The organism is Variovorax sp. KBS0712 (assembly GCF_006323185.2).
In the GTDB taxonomy this organism is placed as follows: Bacteria; Pseudomonadota; Gammaproteobacteria; order Burkholderiales; family Burkholderiaceae_C; genus Variovorax; species Variovorax boronicumulans.
Map to the genome: position 1 here is coordinate 672,954 of NZ_VCCD02000002.1, position 14,323 is coordinate 687,276.

At 67.0% G+C, this 14,323-nt stretch carries 14 protein-coding genes; 7 read left to right on the forward strand and 7 right to left on the reverse strand.

Annotated elements, in window-relative coordinates:
- Positions 1 to 18 precede the first annotated feature (18 nt).
- The 3 genes from FFI97_RS20100 to FFI97_RS20110 form a co-directional block, all read right to left on the reverse strand.
- Positions 19 to 1,239: an RtcB family protein gene (locus tag FFI97_RS20100; protein ID WP_139699970.1), complete on the reverse strand. Its 1,221-nt coding sequence runs from the start codon at positions 1,237 to 1,239 to the stop codon at positions 19 to 21.
- A gap of 17 nt (positions 1,240 to 1,256) precedes the next feature.
- Positions 1,257 to 1,769 (reverse strand): hypothetical protein, encoded by a 513-nt coding sequence (locus FFI97_RS20105; RefSeq protein WP_139699971.1) that lies wholly within the window; start codon positions 1,767 to 1,769, stop codon positions 1,257 to 1,259.
- Between the two features lie 294 nt (positions 1,770 to 2,063).
- Entirely contained in the window at positions 2,064 to 3,215 is a 1,152-nt protein-coding gene (locus FFI97_RS20110) for a slipin family protein (RefSeq protein WP_095950994.1), read from the reverse strand.
- Between the two features lie 688 nt (positions 3,216 to 3,903).
- Between FFI97_RS20110 and rtcR the strand changes: the two genes are divergently transcribed.
- From rtcR to FFI97_RS20135, 5 genes are read left to right on the forward strand one after another with little or no spacing between them, the layout of a single operon-like run.
- Positions 3,904 to 5,523, forward strand: coding sequence for an RNA repair transcriptional activator RtcR (rtcR, locus tag FFI97_RS20115; protein WP_139699973.1), 1,620 nt, complete (start codon positions 3,904 to 3,906; stop codon positions 5,521 to 5,523).
- Positions 5,524 to 5,546: 23 nt separating this feature from the next.
- Complete coding sequence (locus FFI97_RS20120; RefSeq protein WP_139699974.1) at positions 5,547 to 6,074, forward strand: 2'-5' RNA ligase family protein; 528 nt, start codon at positions 5,547 to 5,549, stop codon at positions 6,072 to 6,074.
- Between the two features lie 49 nt (positions 6,075 to 6,123).
- Entirely contained in the window at positions 6,124 to 6,432 is a 309-nt protein-coding gene (locus FFI97_RS20125; RefSeq protein WP_139699976.1) for a hypothetical protein, read from the forward strand.
- On the forward strand, positions 6,429 to 7,295 hold the full coding sequence (locus FFI97_RS20130) for an alpha/beta hydrolase (protein ID WP_139699978.1): 867 nt from the start codon (positions 6,429 to 6,431) through the stop codon (positions 7,293 to 7,295). The genes FFI97_RS20125 and FFI97_RS20130 overlap by 4 nt, the downstream gene beginning before the upstream one ends.
- Positions 7,292 to 8,242 (forward strand): ornithine cyclodeaminase family protein, encoded by a 951-nt coding sequence (locus FFI97_RS20135; RefSeq protein ID WP_139699981.1) that lies wholly within the window; start codon positions 7,292 to 7,294, stop codon positions 8,240 to 8,242. Before FFI97_RS20130 ends, FFI97_RS20135 begins: the two co-directional genes overlap by 4 nt.
- A 24-nt stretch (positions 8,243 to 8,266) precedes the next feature.
- Here FFI97_RS20135 and FFI97_RS20140 read toward each other — a convergent pair whose 3' ends face one another.
- Positions 8,267 to 10,480, reverse strand: a complete 2,214-nt coding sequence (locus FFI97_RS20140) for a TonB-dependent receptor domain-containing protein (protein ID WP_139699983.1) — start codon at positions 10,478 to 10,480, stop codon at positions 8,267 to 8,269.
- 304 nt (positions 10,481 to 10,784) lie between these two features.
- On the opposite strand from FFI97_RS20140, the gene FFI97_RS20145 reads away from it, so the two are divergent.
- Complete coding sequence (locus tag FFI97_RS20145) at positions 10,785 to 11,054, forward strand: hypothetical protein (protein ID WP_139699985.1); 270 nt, start codon at positions 10,785 to 10,787, stop codon at positions 11,052 to 11,054.
- Positions 11,055 to 11,059: 5 nt separating this feature from the next.
- Positions 11,060 to 11,530, forward strand: a complete 471-nt coding sequence (locus tag FFI97_RS20150; protein ID WP_095746724.1) for a hypothetical protein — start codon at positions 11,060 to 11,062, stop codon at positions 11,528 to 11,530.
- A gap of 56 nt (positions 11,531 to 11,586) precedes the next feature.
- On the opposite strand, the gene FFI97_RS20155 is transcribed toward FFI97_RS20150, so the two are convergent.
- Genes FFI97_RS20155 through FFI97_RS20165 form a run of 3 tightly spaced genes read right to left on the reverse strand, consistent with a single transcriptional unit; the run spans position 11,587 to position 14,284 of the window.
- Complete coding sequence (locus FFI97_RS20155; protein ID WP_139699987.1) at positions 11,587 to 12,432, reverse strand: fumarylacetoacetate hydrolase family protein; 846 nt, start codon at positions 12,430 to 12,432, stop codon at positions 11,587 to 11,589.
- Between the two features lie 29 nt (positions 12,433 to 12,461).
- Entirely contained in the window at positions 12,462 to 13,493 is a 1,032-nt protein-coding gene (locus FFI97_RS20160; protein WP_139699989.1) for a TRAP transporter substrate-binding protein, read from the reverse strand.
- Between the two features lie 38 nt (positions 13,494 to 13,531).
- Positions 13,532 to 14,284, reverse strand: coding sequence for a hypothetical protein (locus tag FFI97_RS20165; protein ID WP_070061924.1), 753 nt, complete (start codon positions 14,282 to 14,284; stop codon positions 13,532 to 13,534).
- Between the last annotated feature and the right edge of the window lie 39 nt (positions 14,285 to 14,323).

Consider the following 14,323-nt stretch of genomic DNA (forward strand, 5'->3'; position numbering starts at 1 on the left):
CAATGATCGCGCCTGGCTCTACCCCTTCACACACACCACCTGCTTGAGCGTGTAAACCACCTCCACCAGGTCCTTCTGCGCCTCCATCACCGCGTCGATGTCCTTGTAGGCCATCGGGATCTCGTCGATCACGTCGGCGTCCTTGCGGCATTCCACGCCCTCGGTCGCAGCGATCTGGTCGGCGACGGTGAAGAGCTTCTTGGCCTTCGTACGGCTCATCTTCCGGCCCGCGCCGTGGCTGCAGCTCATGAAGCTCTCGGGGTTGCCCTTGCCGCGCACGATGTAGCTCTTGGCGCCCATGCTGCCGGGGATGATCCCCAGTTCGCCGAGCTTCGCGCTCACCGCGCCCTTGCGGGTCACGAGCACGTCCTGCCCGAAGTGCGTCTCGCGGCTCACGTAGTTGTGGTGGCAGTTCACCGCTTCCACGTGCGCCTCGAAGGGCTTGGTGATGACCTTGCGCGCGGCCGCGACCACGCGCTGCATCATCACTTCGCGGTTCGCCCGTGCGAACTTCTGGGCCCAGCCCACCGCACGCACGTAGTCGCCGAAGTACTGGGCGCCTTCCTCGAAGTACGCCAGGTCCTGATCGGGCAGGTTGCGCTGGTGCAGCTGCGCGTCCTTCTTCGCGAGTTCGATGAAGTGCGTGCCGATGGCATTGCCCACGCCACGCGAACCCGAGTGCAGCATGAACCACACGGCGCCCGCTTCGTCGAGGCACACCTCGATGAAGTGGTTGCCGGTACCCAGCGTTCCCAGGTGCTTGTGGTTGTTCGTGTTCTTGATGCGTGGATGGTCCTCGCAGATCAGTTCGAACTCGTCCAACAGCTTGGCCCAGGCGGCATCGGTTTCGTCGGGCGGCGTTTCCCACGAACCCTTGTCGCGGCCCATGCGCTTGGGGTTGCTTCCGTGCGGCACGGCCTTCTCGATCGCCGAACGCAGCGGGCCCAGGTTGTCGGGCAGGTCGCGCGCGTTGAGCGTGGTCTTGCAGGCCATCATTCCGCAGCCGATGTCCACGCCGACCGCGGCGGGGATGATGGCCTTGAAGGTCGGGATCACCGACCCCACGGTCGCACCGATGCCGTAGTGCACGTCAGGCATGGCCGCGATGTGCTTGAACACGATGGGCAGGCGCGCGGCGTTCTTGAGCTGCTTCTGCGCCTCGTCTTCCACGGGCACGCCGTTCGTCCACATCTTCACGGGGACGCCGTTGGCCACTTCATGCAGTTTGTAGTTCGTCATTTTTCTTCTCTCTCTGTCTATTTGTTTGTCTGTTCAATTTCGATCCGTGGCCGCTTCCTGAATTCGGCAATGAGCCCCTCATACGCCCGGAGCGGAAAGTCATGCTGTACCCAGCGTTCGCGGTACTTCTCGAGCCCCAGATCCACATACATGCGCTCCAGAACCACGTGGATGTTTCGGACCAGGTCCACCCGCCGGATGGTCCCGCGGTCCACGACCTCGTAGTCGTCCGTGGCAATGAGTCCCCAGCTCGCCCAATCGCGGTAGCAGCGCAACTCGAAGCTCAAATCGTCTTCATCGCCCGTCACCACGAAGAGAACTTCGCCAGGCTCATCCATGAAGACAGCCGTGGCACTGTTCGCGCCCTTTGCCATCTCGAGCCCCATGCGAGCCAGGTCTCCCAGCGAGTCGTGCAAGTACGACACCGCGAAAGCCAGAGGCCCAGCGTCTGCGCGAAAGCTCAACGTGGCCCAGCCAGTACCGCTCAGCACGTAGCCGATCCGCTCCTGGGTCCGATCTTCATCCGACATGATCTTCTTTCTTTTCAGCAACTTCGTTCACATGACTGGTGGACACGGCGGGATTCGAACCCGCATCAATACGGCGACCGTGGTGTTTGAATCCAGCGGTCCAGTCGACGATTGGAAACGCGCGCCAGTGACAGACCCGTCATCGGAGCCAGCACCTGCATCCTCAACCTTGCTCGTCAACCGACTTGCCCGCCGTACCTGGTCTTACCCAGGCTGCCGGCAATTTCAAACATTTTTGGCAGTGGCGCTCCCTTCTGTGCCTGCGTGCCCGTGTCTCTTTCTTTTCTCTACCGCTCAGGACCCGTTCGGCCGCAGCGTCACGAGTCCGTTGAGCACCTGGTCCAGGCCGCCGACCACCGAGATCTTGTCGATGCGCTCGGCCACGCGTTCCAGCGTCTCGAGTTCCTTCATCCGCAAGGCGACGGGGTTGCCCTCCATCACCTTGGCGGTGTTCAGCAGCGAGCGCGTGGCCGCGGTTTCCTCGCGGCGACGGATCACGTTGGCCTGGGCCGACTTCTCGGCCTCCACCACCTGCGCGAGGATGGTCTTCATCTCGCCCGGCAGGATGATGTCCTTCACGCCCACGCTCTCCAGCACCAGGCCCGAACCCTCGAGCCGCTCACGCACCTGCGCCAGCACCGTCTGGTCGATGGCCGACTTGTTCTCCAGCAGCGCGTCGAGCGTCTGCTCGCCCACCGCCGCGCGCAGGCCGAACTGCAGCTCGCGGTACACATGCTCGGCCGGCTTCGGCATCTGCGCCAGGGCCTGGCGCACATCGGCGAAACGCCACACCGCCGACAGGTTCAGCCGCAGCCCCACCTTGTCGCGGGTCAGGATTTCCTGGCCGCTCACTTCGGCGATCTGCGAGCGCAGGTCCACGCTGGTCACGGCCACCTGCCGGTTGAAGCGCCAGAAGCCGTGGTTGCCCGGCGGCAGCAGCGCCTGCATCTGGCCTTCGAGGGTCAGCACGCCGGCGTGGAACTCGGGCACCTGCACCAGCAGCACGCCTTCGAGCCCCTGCACCGCACGCGGACGCAACGCCACGCTCTGCAGCTTGGCCAGCAGCTCGGCCGGCAGGCGTGCATCGGCGGCCACGTCGATCACGTCGACGCGCTGCTCGCGCAGACCGCGCCAGTAGAGCTTGCGGGTGGCGGGCGGCAGCACCTGCACCAGCACGCCGTCTTCATGGCGCAGGCCGACCTCGGTCTCGCCCAGCGACACCTGCACGAACTCGCGCTGCACCAGCTGCGGCTCGCGCGCCAGGAAGTAGTCGGCCAGCTCGTGGTCGAAGGCCGGCTCGGCCAGCGAGAAGCGCTCGAGCTGCACGGTGTCGAAACCCGTGAACACGCGGTACTTGCCGGCGGCATACAGGCCCTCGAAGTCGCCGTTGCGCAGCAGCAGCACGCGTTCGTTCTTCTTGACGGTGAATTGGGTGAATCCCAGCATTTTTTTCTTCCTCTCTCTTCTTCTTCGTTGCGGTTGTCGTTCGTTGTTCGTCTGCGTTTCGTGTCGGGGCCCACGAAGGACAGGCGGCGGGCACCGTGTGGCTTGCGAGGTCAGCAACGCAGCGGTCGACGGGTCGGTGCGGTGGCTGCGCCATCGCCTCCTTCTGCGTCGATGGCTGCATGCGGTTCCTGGCAGAACGCGCGATGCGCAAGCCGCCTGCACTGGCACGGTGTCGCTCGGCCGGGCCCTGCCCTGCGCCTCGCTCCGGTGTGCCGGGGCGGTGGGGCTTTCGCCCCCATCAAAGCGGCGGTGCGAACACCGCCGAAGGTTGTTTGCGGGAATCGAACCCGCCACGCCGCGTGGTTAGCACGGTGCTCCACCATGAGCAGACTGGATCAAGTCCAGTGACCAGCACAGTTCAACAGCGGCATACCGCGGACCCAAGAACAGGTCTGGCCTGCGGCACCGGGCCGCTTTCATGCGGCACCTGGGAGCGGATGAACTGCATCCGGACAGGTTCTCTCTTGCAGCGAGCGTGCCAACTTGCGCGTACAGCGCCTGAAAACAGGGAGACGGCGATGCAAGTCATTGACCTGCAAGGGAAATTTCTTCTTCGCCCGGTGTGACACGGCGCCCATCTCTTGCTAGCATTCGGATATTTTCTAGAATTTCAGCTAGTCTTTTATCCATGAAGCCCATCGTCGTCATCGGTTTCCTCGGCACCCAGCTCGATGCCGGCCAGGGCGCGGGCCGCTGGCACAAGTGGCGCCCCACGGTCTCGCTCGCGCAGCACGACGACATGGTGGTGGCGCGCATCGAGCTGCTGCACACGCGCAAGCACACGGCGCTGGCCGAGCTGGTGAAGGCCGACATCGCCGCCGTGTCGCCCGAGACCACCGTCAACCTCGTGCCCTTCGACCTCGAAGACCCGTGGGACTTCGGCGAGGTCTACACGCGCCTGTACGACTGGGCGCGCGCCTACCCCTTCCAGCCCGAGCGCGAGCAGTACTGGACGCACATCACCACGGGCACGCACGTGGCGCAGATCTGCATGTTCCTGCTGTCGGAATCGCGCGTGGTGCCCGGCGTGCTGGCCCAGACCTCGCCGCCGCGCAAGCAGCGCCAGGGCGACGCCGGCAAGGTCGCGCTCATCGACCTCGACCTGTCGCGCTACGACCCGATCGCGCGCCGCTTCGACGCCGACCAGCGCGACGCGGTCGCCTTCTTGAAGAGCGGCATCGCCACACGCAACGCGCGCTTCAACGCGCTCATCGACGAGATCGAGCGCGTGGCCGTGCGCTCGCGCGCGCCCATCCTGCTGGTGGGGCCGACGGGCGCGGGCAAGTCGTTCCTGGCGCGCCGCATGTTCGAGCTGAAGCAGGCGCGCCACCAGGTGACGGGGCCGTTCGTCGAAGTGAACTGCGCCACGCTGCGTGGCGACGGCGCGGCGTCCACGCTGTTCGGGCACAAGAAGGGGTCGTTCACCGGCGCGGCGAGCGACCGCGCGGGGCTGCTGCGCACCGCGCACCAGGGCGCGCTGTTCCTCGACGAGATCGGCGAGCTCGGCCTGGACGAGCAAGCGATGCTGCTCAAGGCCATCGAGGAAAAACGCTTCTTCCCCGTGGGCGCCGACAAGGAAGTGGAGAGCGACTTCCAGCTCATCGCCGGCACCCACCGCGACCTGCGCCGCGACGTGGCGCAGGGGCGCTTTCGCGAAGACCTGTTCGCGCGCATCAACCTCTGGACCTACGACCTGCCCGGCCTCGCGCAGCGGCCCGAGGACATCGAGCCCAACCTCGACCACCTGCTGGCCCTGCACGCGGCCGAGAACCACCGCGTGGTGCGCTTCAACGCCGAGGCGCGCACGGCCTACCTGCGCTTTGCGCAAAGCAGCGAGGCAATCTGGCGCGGCAACTTCCGCGACCTCTCGGCGAGCGTGACGCGGCTCGCCACGCTGGCCGATGGCGGGCGCATCGCCGTCGCGCTGGTCGAGGCGGAGATCGCGCGGCTGCGTTGGCTGTGGAAGCACGAGGGCGCGGGCACATCGGCGGCGGCGGGCGACGACGTCGACCTGGAAGCCCTGCTCGGCGAAGAGAAGTTCGCGGCGCTCGACCTGTTCGACCGCCTGCAGCTCGAGGCGGTGGTGCGCGTGTGCCGGCCGGCGCGCAGCTTGTCGGAGGCGGGGCGCCAACTGTTCCAGGCCTCGCGGACGCAGCGCAGCGTGGTCAACGATGCGGACCGGCTGCGCAAGTACCTGGCCAAGATGGGGCTGGACTGGGCACGCGTTTCAGCCGATGCGCGCCCCTGAGGGCGTGGGCTATCCTCCGCCCGATGCCCATCTCCGCATTCGTTGTGAAGGTTCCCGCGGCTGAAACCATCGCCGCAGACCTTCGCCGCCGCTTCGACCCCACCGTGGCGCTCGGCGTGCCCGCCCACATCACGCTGCTCGTGCCCTTCATGGACCCCGCGTTGATCACCGACGAGGTGCTCGCCCGCGCGCGACGCGTGCTGCAACGCACGGCGCCGTTCTCGTTCGTGCTCGGCAAGGTCGGGCGCTTTCCCGAGACGGCCTACCTCGCACCGGAGCCCGCTGCGCCGTTCATCGAGATGACGCGTGCGCTGGTGAAAGAGTTTCCCGACTTCCCGCCGTACGACGGCTTGCATGACGACATCGTTCCGCATCTATCGGTGGCGCATGGCAACGCGCTGCATGCGGAAGAAGCGGCCATCGAATTGCAGGCGCGGCTGCTTGCGTCGGGGCCGGTGCAGGCGCGCTGCACGGAGGTCGTGCTCATCGAGAACGCGTCGGGGCAGTGGTTGGACATGCATGTCTTTCAGTTGCCGAGAGCCGCTACCTGATTCAGGTCGGCAGCAGCCAGGACTCGATTCACCCGAACAAGGAACCTGCATGGGCCCCGAAGCACTGATCATTCCGGGCCTCTGGCTCGGTGCCGCCCTCACCGCGTACTACCTCTATCTTTGCTGTCGCTCGACCTCTCGTCCGTTCGCCCTTTCCACACTGATCACCGCGTTGTTTTTTGCTTCGCTGATTGCTGGTTCCGGCGGCAGGCCCGAATTTTTTTGGCGCGATTTCTTCATGGTCTATGTGCCTGGCTTGCTTGCGTTCGGCCTGCACGCGCTTTGCATCAACCTCTTGCTGAAGTTCTCCAACCGACAGACTCCCCCACCGGAAACGCCGACATCGCGCCGCATATGACCAGAACCACCGCACCCGCTCGCCGCTGGTGGATGTCGCTCGCCGCCCTGCCCCTCTTCCTGCTCGGCGGCTGCGTGCAGTCGATGTTCTACTACCCCGACCGCGTGCGCTACGAAACGCCCGACGCGCTGGGCCTGCGCTACGAGAACGTGCGCTTCACCAGCGCCGACGGCACGCGCCTGAGCGGCTGGTTCATTCCCGCCGCAGGCCGGGCCGACCCGAAGGCGGCCAAGGGCACGGTGGTGCATTTCCACGGCAACGCGCAGAACATGAGCAGCCACTGGCGTTTCGTGGCGTGGCTGCCCGCGCAGGACTACAACGTCTTCGTGTTCGACTACCGCGGCTATGGTGAATCGGACGGCGAACCCGAACCCCGGGGCGTGTTCGAGGATTCGAACGCTGCGCTCGACCACGTGCGCGCCCGCACGGATGTCGATGCGTCGCGGCTGTTCGTCTTCGGGCAGAGCCTGGGCGGAACGAACGCAATCGCGGCCGTGGGCTCGGGCAACCGGGCCGGCGTGAAGGCAGTGGCGATCGAGTCGACCTTCTATTCGTACCGCTCCATCGCCAACGACAAGCTGCCGGGCGCCGGCCTGCTGGTGCGCGACGACTACGCGGCCTCGAAGTTCGTCGCGGCCCTTGCGCCGATTCCGCTGCTGCTGATCCACGGCACGGCCGATGCGGTGATTCCGCACCACCACTCGCAGCGCCTGCTGGCCGATGCGAAAGAACCCAAGCAGCTGATCGAAGTGCCGGGCGCCGGTCACCTCGAGCCGATGGCGGCGCCGCGCTTTGGCGCCACGTACCGGCAAGCCCTCACCACCTTCTTCGACAGCGCCCCGGCGCTGCCTGCCCGCCCATGAAACACTTCGACGAAGCCGCCACCGCCGCCCCCCTGGGCTTCGAGCAACTCGTGCCCGCGCTGCGCGCCGCCTTCGCGGCCGAGGCGCAGGTGCCGCCGCGCCACGTGCACAGCATCGAGACCGGCGGCGACGCGGCCACGCGCGGCACGGTGCTGATCATGCCGGCGTGGAGCGACGCGGGCTTCCTGGGCATCAAGACGATCAACATCTTTCCGGGCAACGGCGCGCGCGGCCTGCCGGGGCTGCACGCGACCTACGTGCTGTACGACGCGCGCACCGGCGTGCCGCTGGCGATGATGGACGGCAACGAGATCACGGCGCGGCGCACGGCGGCCGCCTCGGCGCTGGGCGCTTCGTTCCTGGCCCGCGCCGATGCGCGCAAGCTGCTGGTGCTGGGCACCGGCCGCATCGCGCGCATGCTGCCCGCCGCGCACGCGAGCGTGCGACCCATCGACGAGGTGTGGGTGTGGAACCACCGGCCCGAGGGCGCCGAGGCGCTGGCAGAGCAGTGGCGCAGTGAAGGATGGAACGCGCAGGCGGCCGGCACCGACCTCGAGGCGGCCGTGCGCAATGCCGACATCGTGAGCTGCGCCACGCTCGCGACCACGCCGCTGGTGCGCGGCGAGTGGCTCGCGCCGGGCGCGCACCTCGACCTGATCGGCAGCTTCACGCCCGCGATGCGCGAAGCCGATGTGCAGTGTTTCGATGGCACGCGCACCTTCATCGACACGCCCGAGGCGCTGCAGAAGGCCGGCGACCTGCTCGATGCGATCGCGGCCGGCACCTTGCGTGCCGACGCGGTGCAGGGCACGCTCGCCGAGCTGTGCCGCGGCGCGCGGCCCGGGCGCACGGGCGATGCCGAGCGCACGGTGTTCAAGGCCGTGGGCAGCGCGCTCGAGGACCTGAGCGCGGCCACGCTGGTGTGGCAGGCGCGTACGGCCCCCTGAGGCGCGCGCCGCCCGCCATCAACGTCAGAACGTCACGTTCGCCGACAGCCAGATCGTGCGTCCGGCCGGCGTGGTGCCCGCCACCGACGCGCCGCCCTGGAAGTACTCGTTGACCCAGGCCGAGGTGCCCGCCAGGTTCACCTGCTGGAACTTGCGGAAGTCCTTGTTGAACAGGTTGTTGATGTTGGCGTTCAGGCGCACGTTCTTCGACACCTGGTAGGAGCCGCCCAGGTGGAACAGGTGGTAGGCCTTGATGTCGCCCACCGCGCGGTAGATCGCCAGGTTGTTGCCCGTGAGCCGTGCCGGGTCGCCGGTGAAGCGAGGGCTCTTGCCGCGGTACTCGCCGCGCAGCCAGAAGCGCCACTTGGCGTCGGGGTTCCAGTCGAGCTGCGCGTGCAGCAGGTGGCGCGCGGTGTCGGCCAGCTTGCCGTTCTTCACGCCGCCCTCGATCACTTCGCTGTCGGTCCAGGTGTAGCCCGCCTTCAGGCCCCAGGCCTTGGTGAGCTGCACGCGGCTGCTCAGTTCCATGCCCCAGGTCTTGGCCTGGTCGACGTTGACCGAGTAGTTCGCGGTCGGGTCGACGATGCAGCTGGAGATGCGCGCCACGCTGCAGTCGCCGCCGCTGGCGATCTTGTCCTTCACCTTGTTGTGGAACAGGGTCGCCGAGGCGGTCAGGCCCTTCTGGTTGTTGAACAGCGCCGACAGCTCGGTGCTGGTGCTGGTCTCGGGCTTGAGGTTCGGGTTGCCGATGTTGAGCGTGGCGCCCTGGCCGCTCACGCCGCTGATGCCGTCGATCAGCTGGTTCAGGCGCGGCGCACGAAAGCCCTTGCTGACGCCGCCCTTGAAGGTCCACTGCGGCGTGGCGTCCCAGACCAGGTAGCCGCGCGGGCTCACGTGGCCGCCGAAGGCGCTGTGGTGGTCGTAGCGCCCGCCCAGCGTGGCGGTGAGGCCGGGCGCGAGGCGCCATTCGTCTTCGGCAAACAGCGCCCACATGGTCTGGCTCTGCGAGCGCGGCAGCAGGCCGTCGACCAGCTTGGCGTCCCACCACTGGCCACCGACGGTGAGCACGTGGGCGTCGCCCACCGGCGCGACGAGCTTGCTGTCGAGCACGAGGTTGGTGGTCTTGAGTTCGCGCGCGCGGCCGCGGTCGGCTTCATTCAGCCAGTACACGGTGCGGCGGGCCGCGGCATTGCGCGGGATGGCGCCGCCGGGAATCGTGCGGCCGACGGTTTCGGTGGTGGTGTGCATCAGGCTGCTTTCCACCGTGCCGAAACCCAGGCGCCCGGTGTGGCCGATGGCGACCTGGTCGCGGTTGAAGCGCAGCGCGTCCAGGTAGCCCGGCGGGTTGTTGCCGGTGCGGTTGGGCGCGGCGGCATCGCGCGTGCCCAGGCGGCCGTCTTCGTTGTCGTACCAGCTGCGGCCCGATTCCACGTCGAGCCAGATGTCGTGCTGGCGGTTGGGCGTGAGCATCAGGCGCCCGCCCACGCTGTGCTGGCGGCTCTCGGCGGGCGCGGGGTTGCGGGCCGTCGCGGGCTGCGCCTGGCCGGGGGCCAGCACCCAGTCGGCGGCTTCGCGGCGGTAGATGTTGCCGCGCAAGGTCAGGCCCAGCAGGTCGGTGGCCACGGGGCCGCTCAGGTAGATGCTGGAGCGCGTCTGCGAGCCCCACTCGCTGTCCTGCGGGATGCCGGTTTCCATCGTGACCTGGCCGCCCCATTCGCGCGCCACCTTGCGCGTGATGATGTTGACCACGCCGCCCATGGCGTCGGAGCCATACAGCGTCGACATCGGGCCGCGGATGACCTCGATGCGCTCGATGGCCGCCAGCGGCGGCATGAAGCTGGTGTGCGCGGCGCCGAAGCCGTTGGGCGTCACGTCGCCGGCCACGTTCTGGCGGCGGCCGTCGATGAGGATCAGCGTGTAGTCGCTGGGCATGCCGCGGATCGAGATGTCCAGGCCCCCGGTCTTGCCGGTCGAGCCGCCCACGTCGATGCCTTCGACGTTCTGCAGCGCCTCGGCCAGGTCGCGGAACTGGCGCGTTTCCAGCTCCTGGCGCGTGATCACCGAAATGGAAGCGGGCGCGTCCTTGAGTTCCTGCTCGAAGCCGGTCGCGCTGACGACGACCTCGCGCAGTTGTTGTTCAGCGGGCGTCTGGGCGAACAGGGCGGGAGAAAAAAGAGATGCGGCGGCCAGCGCCAGCACCGACGGACGCGGCCGACGGCCGCAACGCGAAAACAACATGCAAAAACTCCACGGGAAACGGCAGGAAAAACAGGGCCGCTCTCGGGATGCGTTGTTGTTGCGTACCAACTGATCAGCATCAATTCTATTGAGAATGAAAACAAATATTATTTGCATCCAGAACCACCGAAGGGACATTGCGAGAGGCCGATGGCGCTTCGTGTAGGCCCAGCTTCCGGCCACCCAGACAAACCCCATGTCAGCCGAAAGTTCATCTTGAATTCGGGGGCGGATACGTCATCTGGCGAGTGGCAGCCCGCGAAGGGCGCTGTTACTCTGGAACAAGAAAAAAGAGAGGTCCGCCATGCTCACCATCCTTCAGAAAGCCGTGATCCTCGGGAAGGCCGGCGTCGACGTACCGGCCCGCCCGGTGGACGACCTGTCGACGCCGATGGCGACCGGCTCGCCGGTGAAGGCGGAAGGCGTGTCGCAGAAGGCGCACGAATGGGCGCGGGCCGTCGAGACCCTGTACGTCACCTACGTCGCGGCGCGCGCCGCGAAGAGCCTGCGCGACGCCGAAGAGGCGCGGCAGTCGGCCATGCTGCGGCAACTGTCGGCCGCGGTGCAGGCCTGAGCACCATGGGACTGTTCGATTTCCTGAAGAAGAAAAAGCAGCCGGAAGTGGAAATGCCGTCGACGCTCGAGGCCGGCATGGCCTCGCAGGCGGAGGACTTCATCGGCGCCTTCTCGCAACCCGGCGCGCCCATCGACAGCGCGGCGCTCGACTACTCCGAAGCCTCGCTGGTCCTGGTCGACCAGGTGCTCGAAGACTTCTTCCAGCAGCAGGCGCCCTTGCCCGACGACCTGCACTTCCTGGCGTCGGCCTACGTGTTCGAAACCGCACGCCGCGAGTTCGGCGGACGCTACCTGCGCGGCGACGACGACAACCCCTTCGTCCTCGTGATCGGCCCCGACAGCGCACAGGTCGGCGTCTGCGCCATGGCCAAGGTGCGCGGGCGCGCCGTCAACGGGCCGGAAGACAGCCTGGCGTTCTTCTACGCCGGCATCGCGCCCGTGGTGCAGCGCGGCGTGAGCGCCACGCTGGTCTGACACAGCGGCAGCAGCGGGCGCCTCACGGCCCGCTGCCGCCCCCTGCCACCTCCCCTTCAGTCGAACTGCGTGGCAACCTGCCGCTGGGTGCCTAACCCTTCGATGCCCAGCGTGACGACATCACCGCGCTTGAGGTAGACCGGCGGCTTGAACCCCATGCCCACGCCGGGCGGGGTTCCGGTGGAAATGATGTCCCCCGGGCGCAGGCTCATGAACTGCGAGAGGTACGCGATCAGGTAGCGCACGCCGTAGACCATGGTGGCCGTGGAGCCGCTCTGGCGCCGCACGCCGTTGACCTCCAGCCACATGTCCAGCTGCTGCGGGTCGGGCACTTCATCGGGCGTCACGAGCCAGGGCCCGATCGGTCCGAAGGTGTCGGCCGACTTGCCTTTGGTCCACTGGCCCTGGCGTTCGGTTTGAAAGGCGCGTTCCGACACGTCGTTGATCAGGCAGTAGCCCGCAACGTGGTCTATCGCATCCGCTTCGCTGACGTACTTCGCGGTCTTGCCGATCACCACGCCCAGCTCCACCTCCCAATCGGTCTTGGTGGAACCGCGCGGAATCTCCAGCATGTCGTTCGGTCCGCCGATCGCCGAGGTGGCCTTCAGGAAAACGATGGGCTCGGGCGGCACCGTGGCGCCCGTCTCGGCCGCGTGGTCCGAGTAGTTGAGCCCGATGCAGATGAACTTGCCCGAGCCGGCCACGCAGGCGCCGATCCGCGGGGAGCCCTCCACCAGCGGAAGGCTCTGCGGGTCCAGCGCGGCGAGGCGCGCCAGGCCGGCGGGCAACAGCACCTCGTGGGCGATGTCGTTCACGTGCATGGAGAGGTCGCGCAAGCGGCCTTCTGCGTCGAGCATCGCCGGCTTTTCCTGGCCGACGGCCCCGTAACGCAACAGCTTCATTCGTCATTCCTTGATGGTTGGTTGGCTGGCTATCTGGCGGCGCTGCTGCGTGCCTTGCCGAGCTCGGAGAACAGTTCCTGGGTCAGCGCCGGATCGATCTGTTTGACATGCTTGTCCGTGACCGGCGCGAGCTTCTCGCGCAGGCGCTCGCGCTCGGCGGCGGGGAACTCGGTCAACACCATGCCCTGGCCCTTCAGGAACTCGGCGGCCCTGGCGTTGACGTCGCGGTTGGCGGCGCGCTGGAAGGGCTGCGTCTCCCGGGCCGCATCGAGAAGAATCTTGCGTTCGTCGTCCGACAGCTGCTCCCACCGCTTCTTGCTGAACAGCAGCACGACGGGGTTGAACGCGTGCCGCGTGTTGGAGCCGTACTTCTGGATCTCGTAGTACTTCGAGGCTTCCACCAGCGAGTACGGATTTTCCTGGCCGTCGACGGCCTTCTGCTCCAGCGCGGTGTAGACCTCGGGCAGCGGCAGCGGCGACGGGTTGGCGCCCAGCGCGCGGAAGGCATCGATCATCACGGGGATCTGCATCACGCGCAGCTTCAGGCCCTGCAGGTCTTCCATCTTCGCCACCGGCCGCCGGCTGTTGGTGACGTTGCGAAAGCCGTGCTCGAAGTACGTGAGGCCGATCAGCCCCTTCTCGGGCAGCTTGTCCAGCAGCTTGCGGCCGACCGGACCATCGAGCACGAAGTCGGCTTCCTTCTCGTTGTTGAACAGGAACGGCAGGTCGAACAGCGAGAACTCCCGGGCCATGCCCGAGAGCAGGCCCGGGATCGCCATCGTCATTTCCACCGTGCCGCCCTGCAGCGAGGCGATGACCGAGGCATCGCCGCCCAGCACGCCCGAAGGAAAGAGCTTCACCTTCATCTTGCCGCCGCTCTTTTTCTCGACGATCTCCGAGAAGCGCTGCGCCCCCATGCCCTGCGGATGCTCCTTCTGGTTCACGAAGGCGAACTTGAAGGTGCGCTCCTGGATGTTCTGCGCAGCGGCGAAGCCGGCCGCCAGGAACGCGCTCAGGACGAGGCAGGTGGCGGCCAGGCGATGCGGCAATTTCTTGGGCATGGGCATCTCGGTGAGAAGGTGTGGCGACCCGCGCGCGATCAGACCGCGACGCGTTCGAACTGGACGCTGCGGCAGTCCATCTCGTACTCGAGATCGACCACGGGCGGGCGGTTGTAGTGCCACGTCAGCCCGTGCCGCGCGGCACCGCGCTTGACGATCTCGTCGGCGATGAAGGGATGGATGTCGTGCACCGTGTACAGCTGCGAGCCCGTGGTGCTGGCCCAGGTGAAGCCCAGCGATGCCAGTCGGCGTTCCATTTCGTCGAGCACCCACTGCGCCTTCTTCAGGATGGCGGGCGGCGAGGTGTCGCCCAGGCGCACGGCATGGTCGCGGTAGTGCCCCTTGCCTTCCGGCGCTTCGGCGCTGCCGGCCACCACGAACGACGCCGCCGCCCCGGCGTCGGGCACGGTGTAGCTGAAGGCATGGAACGAGGGCTCCGACGGCGGCGACAGCGCGGGGCACACGTTGCTTCGCGCCACCGGATTCAGGTCGCCGATGAAGATCCCCCACTCCTTCAACGTGCCCACGTAGAGGTTGTTGAACTCGACGAAGCCCTGTTCGGTGAACGGTGCCGGGGACCGCAGTTCGCACGCGCAGAAGGCGGCCAGCGGACGCGAGGCCTCCTCCAGGATTTCCTTGATGCGACGAAAGCCCTGCTTCAGGGGCAGGGGCTCCAGGAAGCGCACGCGCTCGATGCGAAACCCAGGTTCGGCGGCCACGCCAGCCGAGTACTGCTGGACGCCCGGAATGAACCGATAGCCGCCTGGGAGGGAGAGTTGGAGTGCCGACACGTGATTTCCTTTTTGGAGAGCGAGAGAAAAAAGAGAGAA

Bases quoted from the DNA above. Each gene is read 5' to 3' on its own strand.
- FFI97_RS20100 (WP_139699970.1), bottom strand. From the start codon at position 1,239: ATGACGAACTACAAACTGCATGAAGTGGCCAACGGCGTCCCCGTGAAG.
- FFI97_RS20105 (WP_139699971.1), bottom strand. From the start codon at position 1,769: ATGTCGGATGAAGATCGGACCCAGGAGCGGATCGGCTACGTGCTGAGC.
- FFI97_RS20110 (WP_095950994.1), bottom strand. From the start codon at position 3,215: ATGCTGGGATTCACCCAATTCACCGTCAAGAAGAACGAACGCGTGCTG.
- rtcR (WP_139699973.1), top strand. From the start codon at position 3,904: ATGAAGCCCATCGTCGTCATCGGTTTCCTCGGCACCCAGCTCGATGCC.
- FFI97_RS20120 (WP_139699974.1), top strand. From the start codon at position 5,547: ATGCCCATCTCCGCATTCGTTGTGAAGGTTCCCGCGGCTGAAACCATC.
- FFI97_RS20125 (WP_139699976.1), top strand. From the start codon at position 6,124: ATGGGCCCCGAAGCACTGATCATTCCGGGCCTCTGGCTCGGTGCCGCC.
- FFI97_RS20130 (WP_139699978.1), top strand. From the start codon at position 6,429: ATGACCAGAACCACCGCACCCGCTCGCCGCTGGTGGATGTCGCTCGCC.
- FFI97_RS20135 (WP_139699981.1), top strand. From the start codon at position 7,292: ATGAAACACTTCGACGAAGCCGCCACCGCCGCCCCCCTGGGCTTCGAG.
- FFI97_RS20140 (WP_139699983.1), bottom strand. From the start codon at position 10,480: ATGTTGTTTTCGCGTTGCGGCCGTCGGCCGCGTCCGTCGGTGCTGGCG.
- FFI97_RS20145 (WP_139699985.1), top strand. From the start codon at position 10,785: ATGCTCACCATCCTTCAGAAAGCCGTGATCCTCGGGAAGGCCGGCGTC.
- FFI97_RS20150 (WP_095746724.1), top strand. From the start codon at position 11,060: ATGGGACTGTTCGATTTCCTGAAGAAGAAAAAGCAGCCGGAAGTGGAA.
- FFI97_RS20155 (WP_139699987.1), bottom strand. From the start codon at position 12,432: ATGAAGCTGTTGCGTTACGGGGCCGTCGGCCAGGAAAAGCCGGCGATG.
- FFI97_RS20160 (WP_139699989.1), bottom strand. From the start codon at position 13,493: ATGCCCAAGAAATTGCCGCATCGCCTGGCCGCCACCTGCCTCGTCCTG.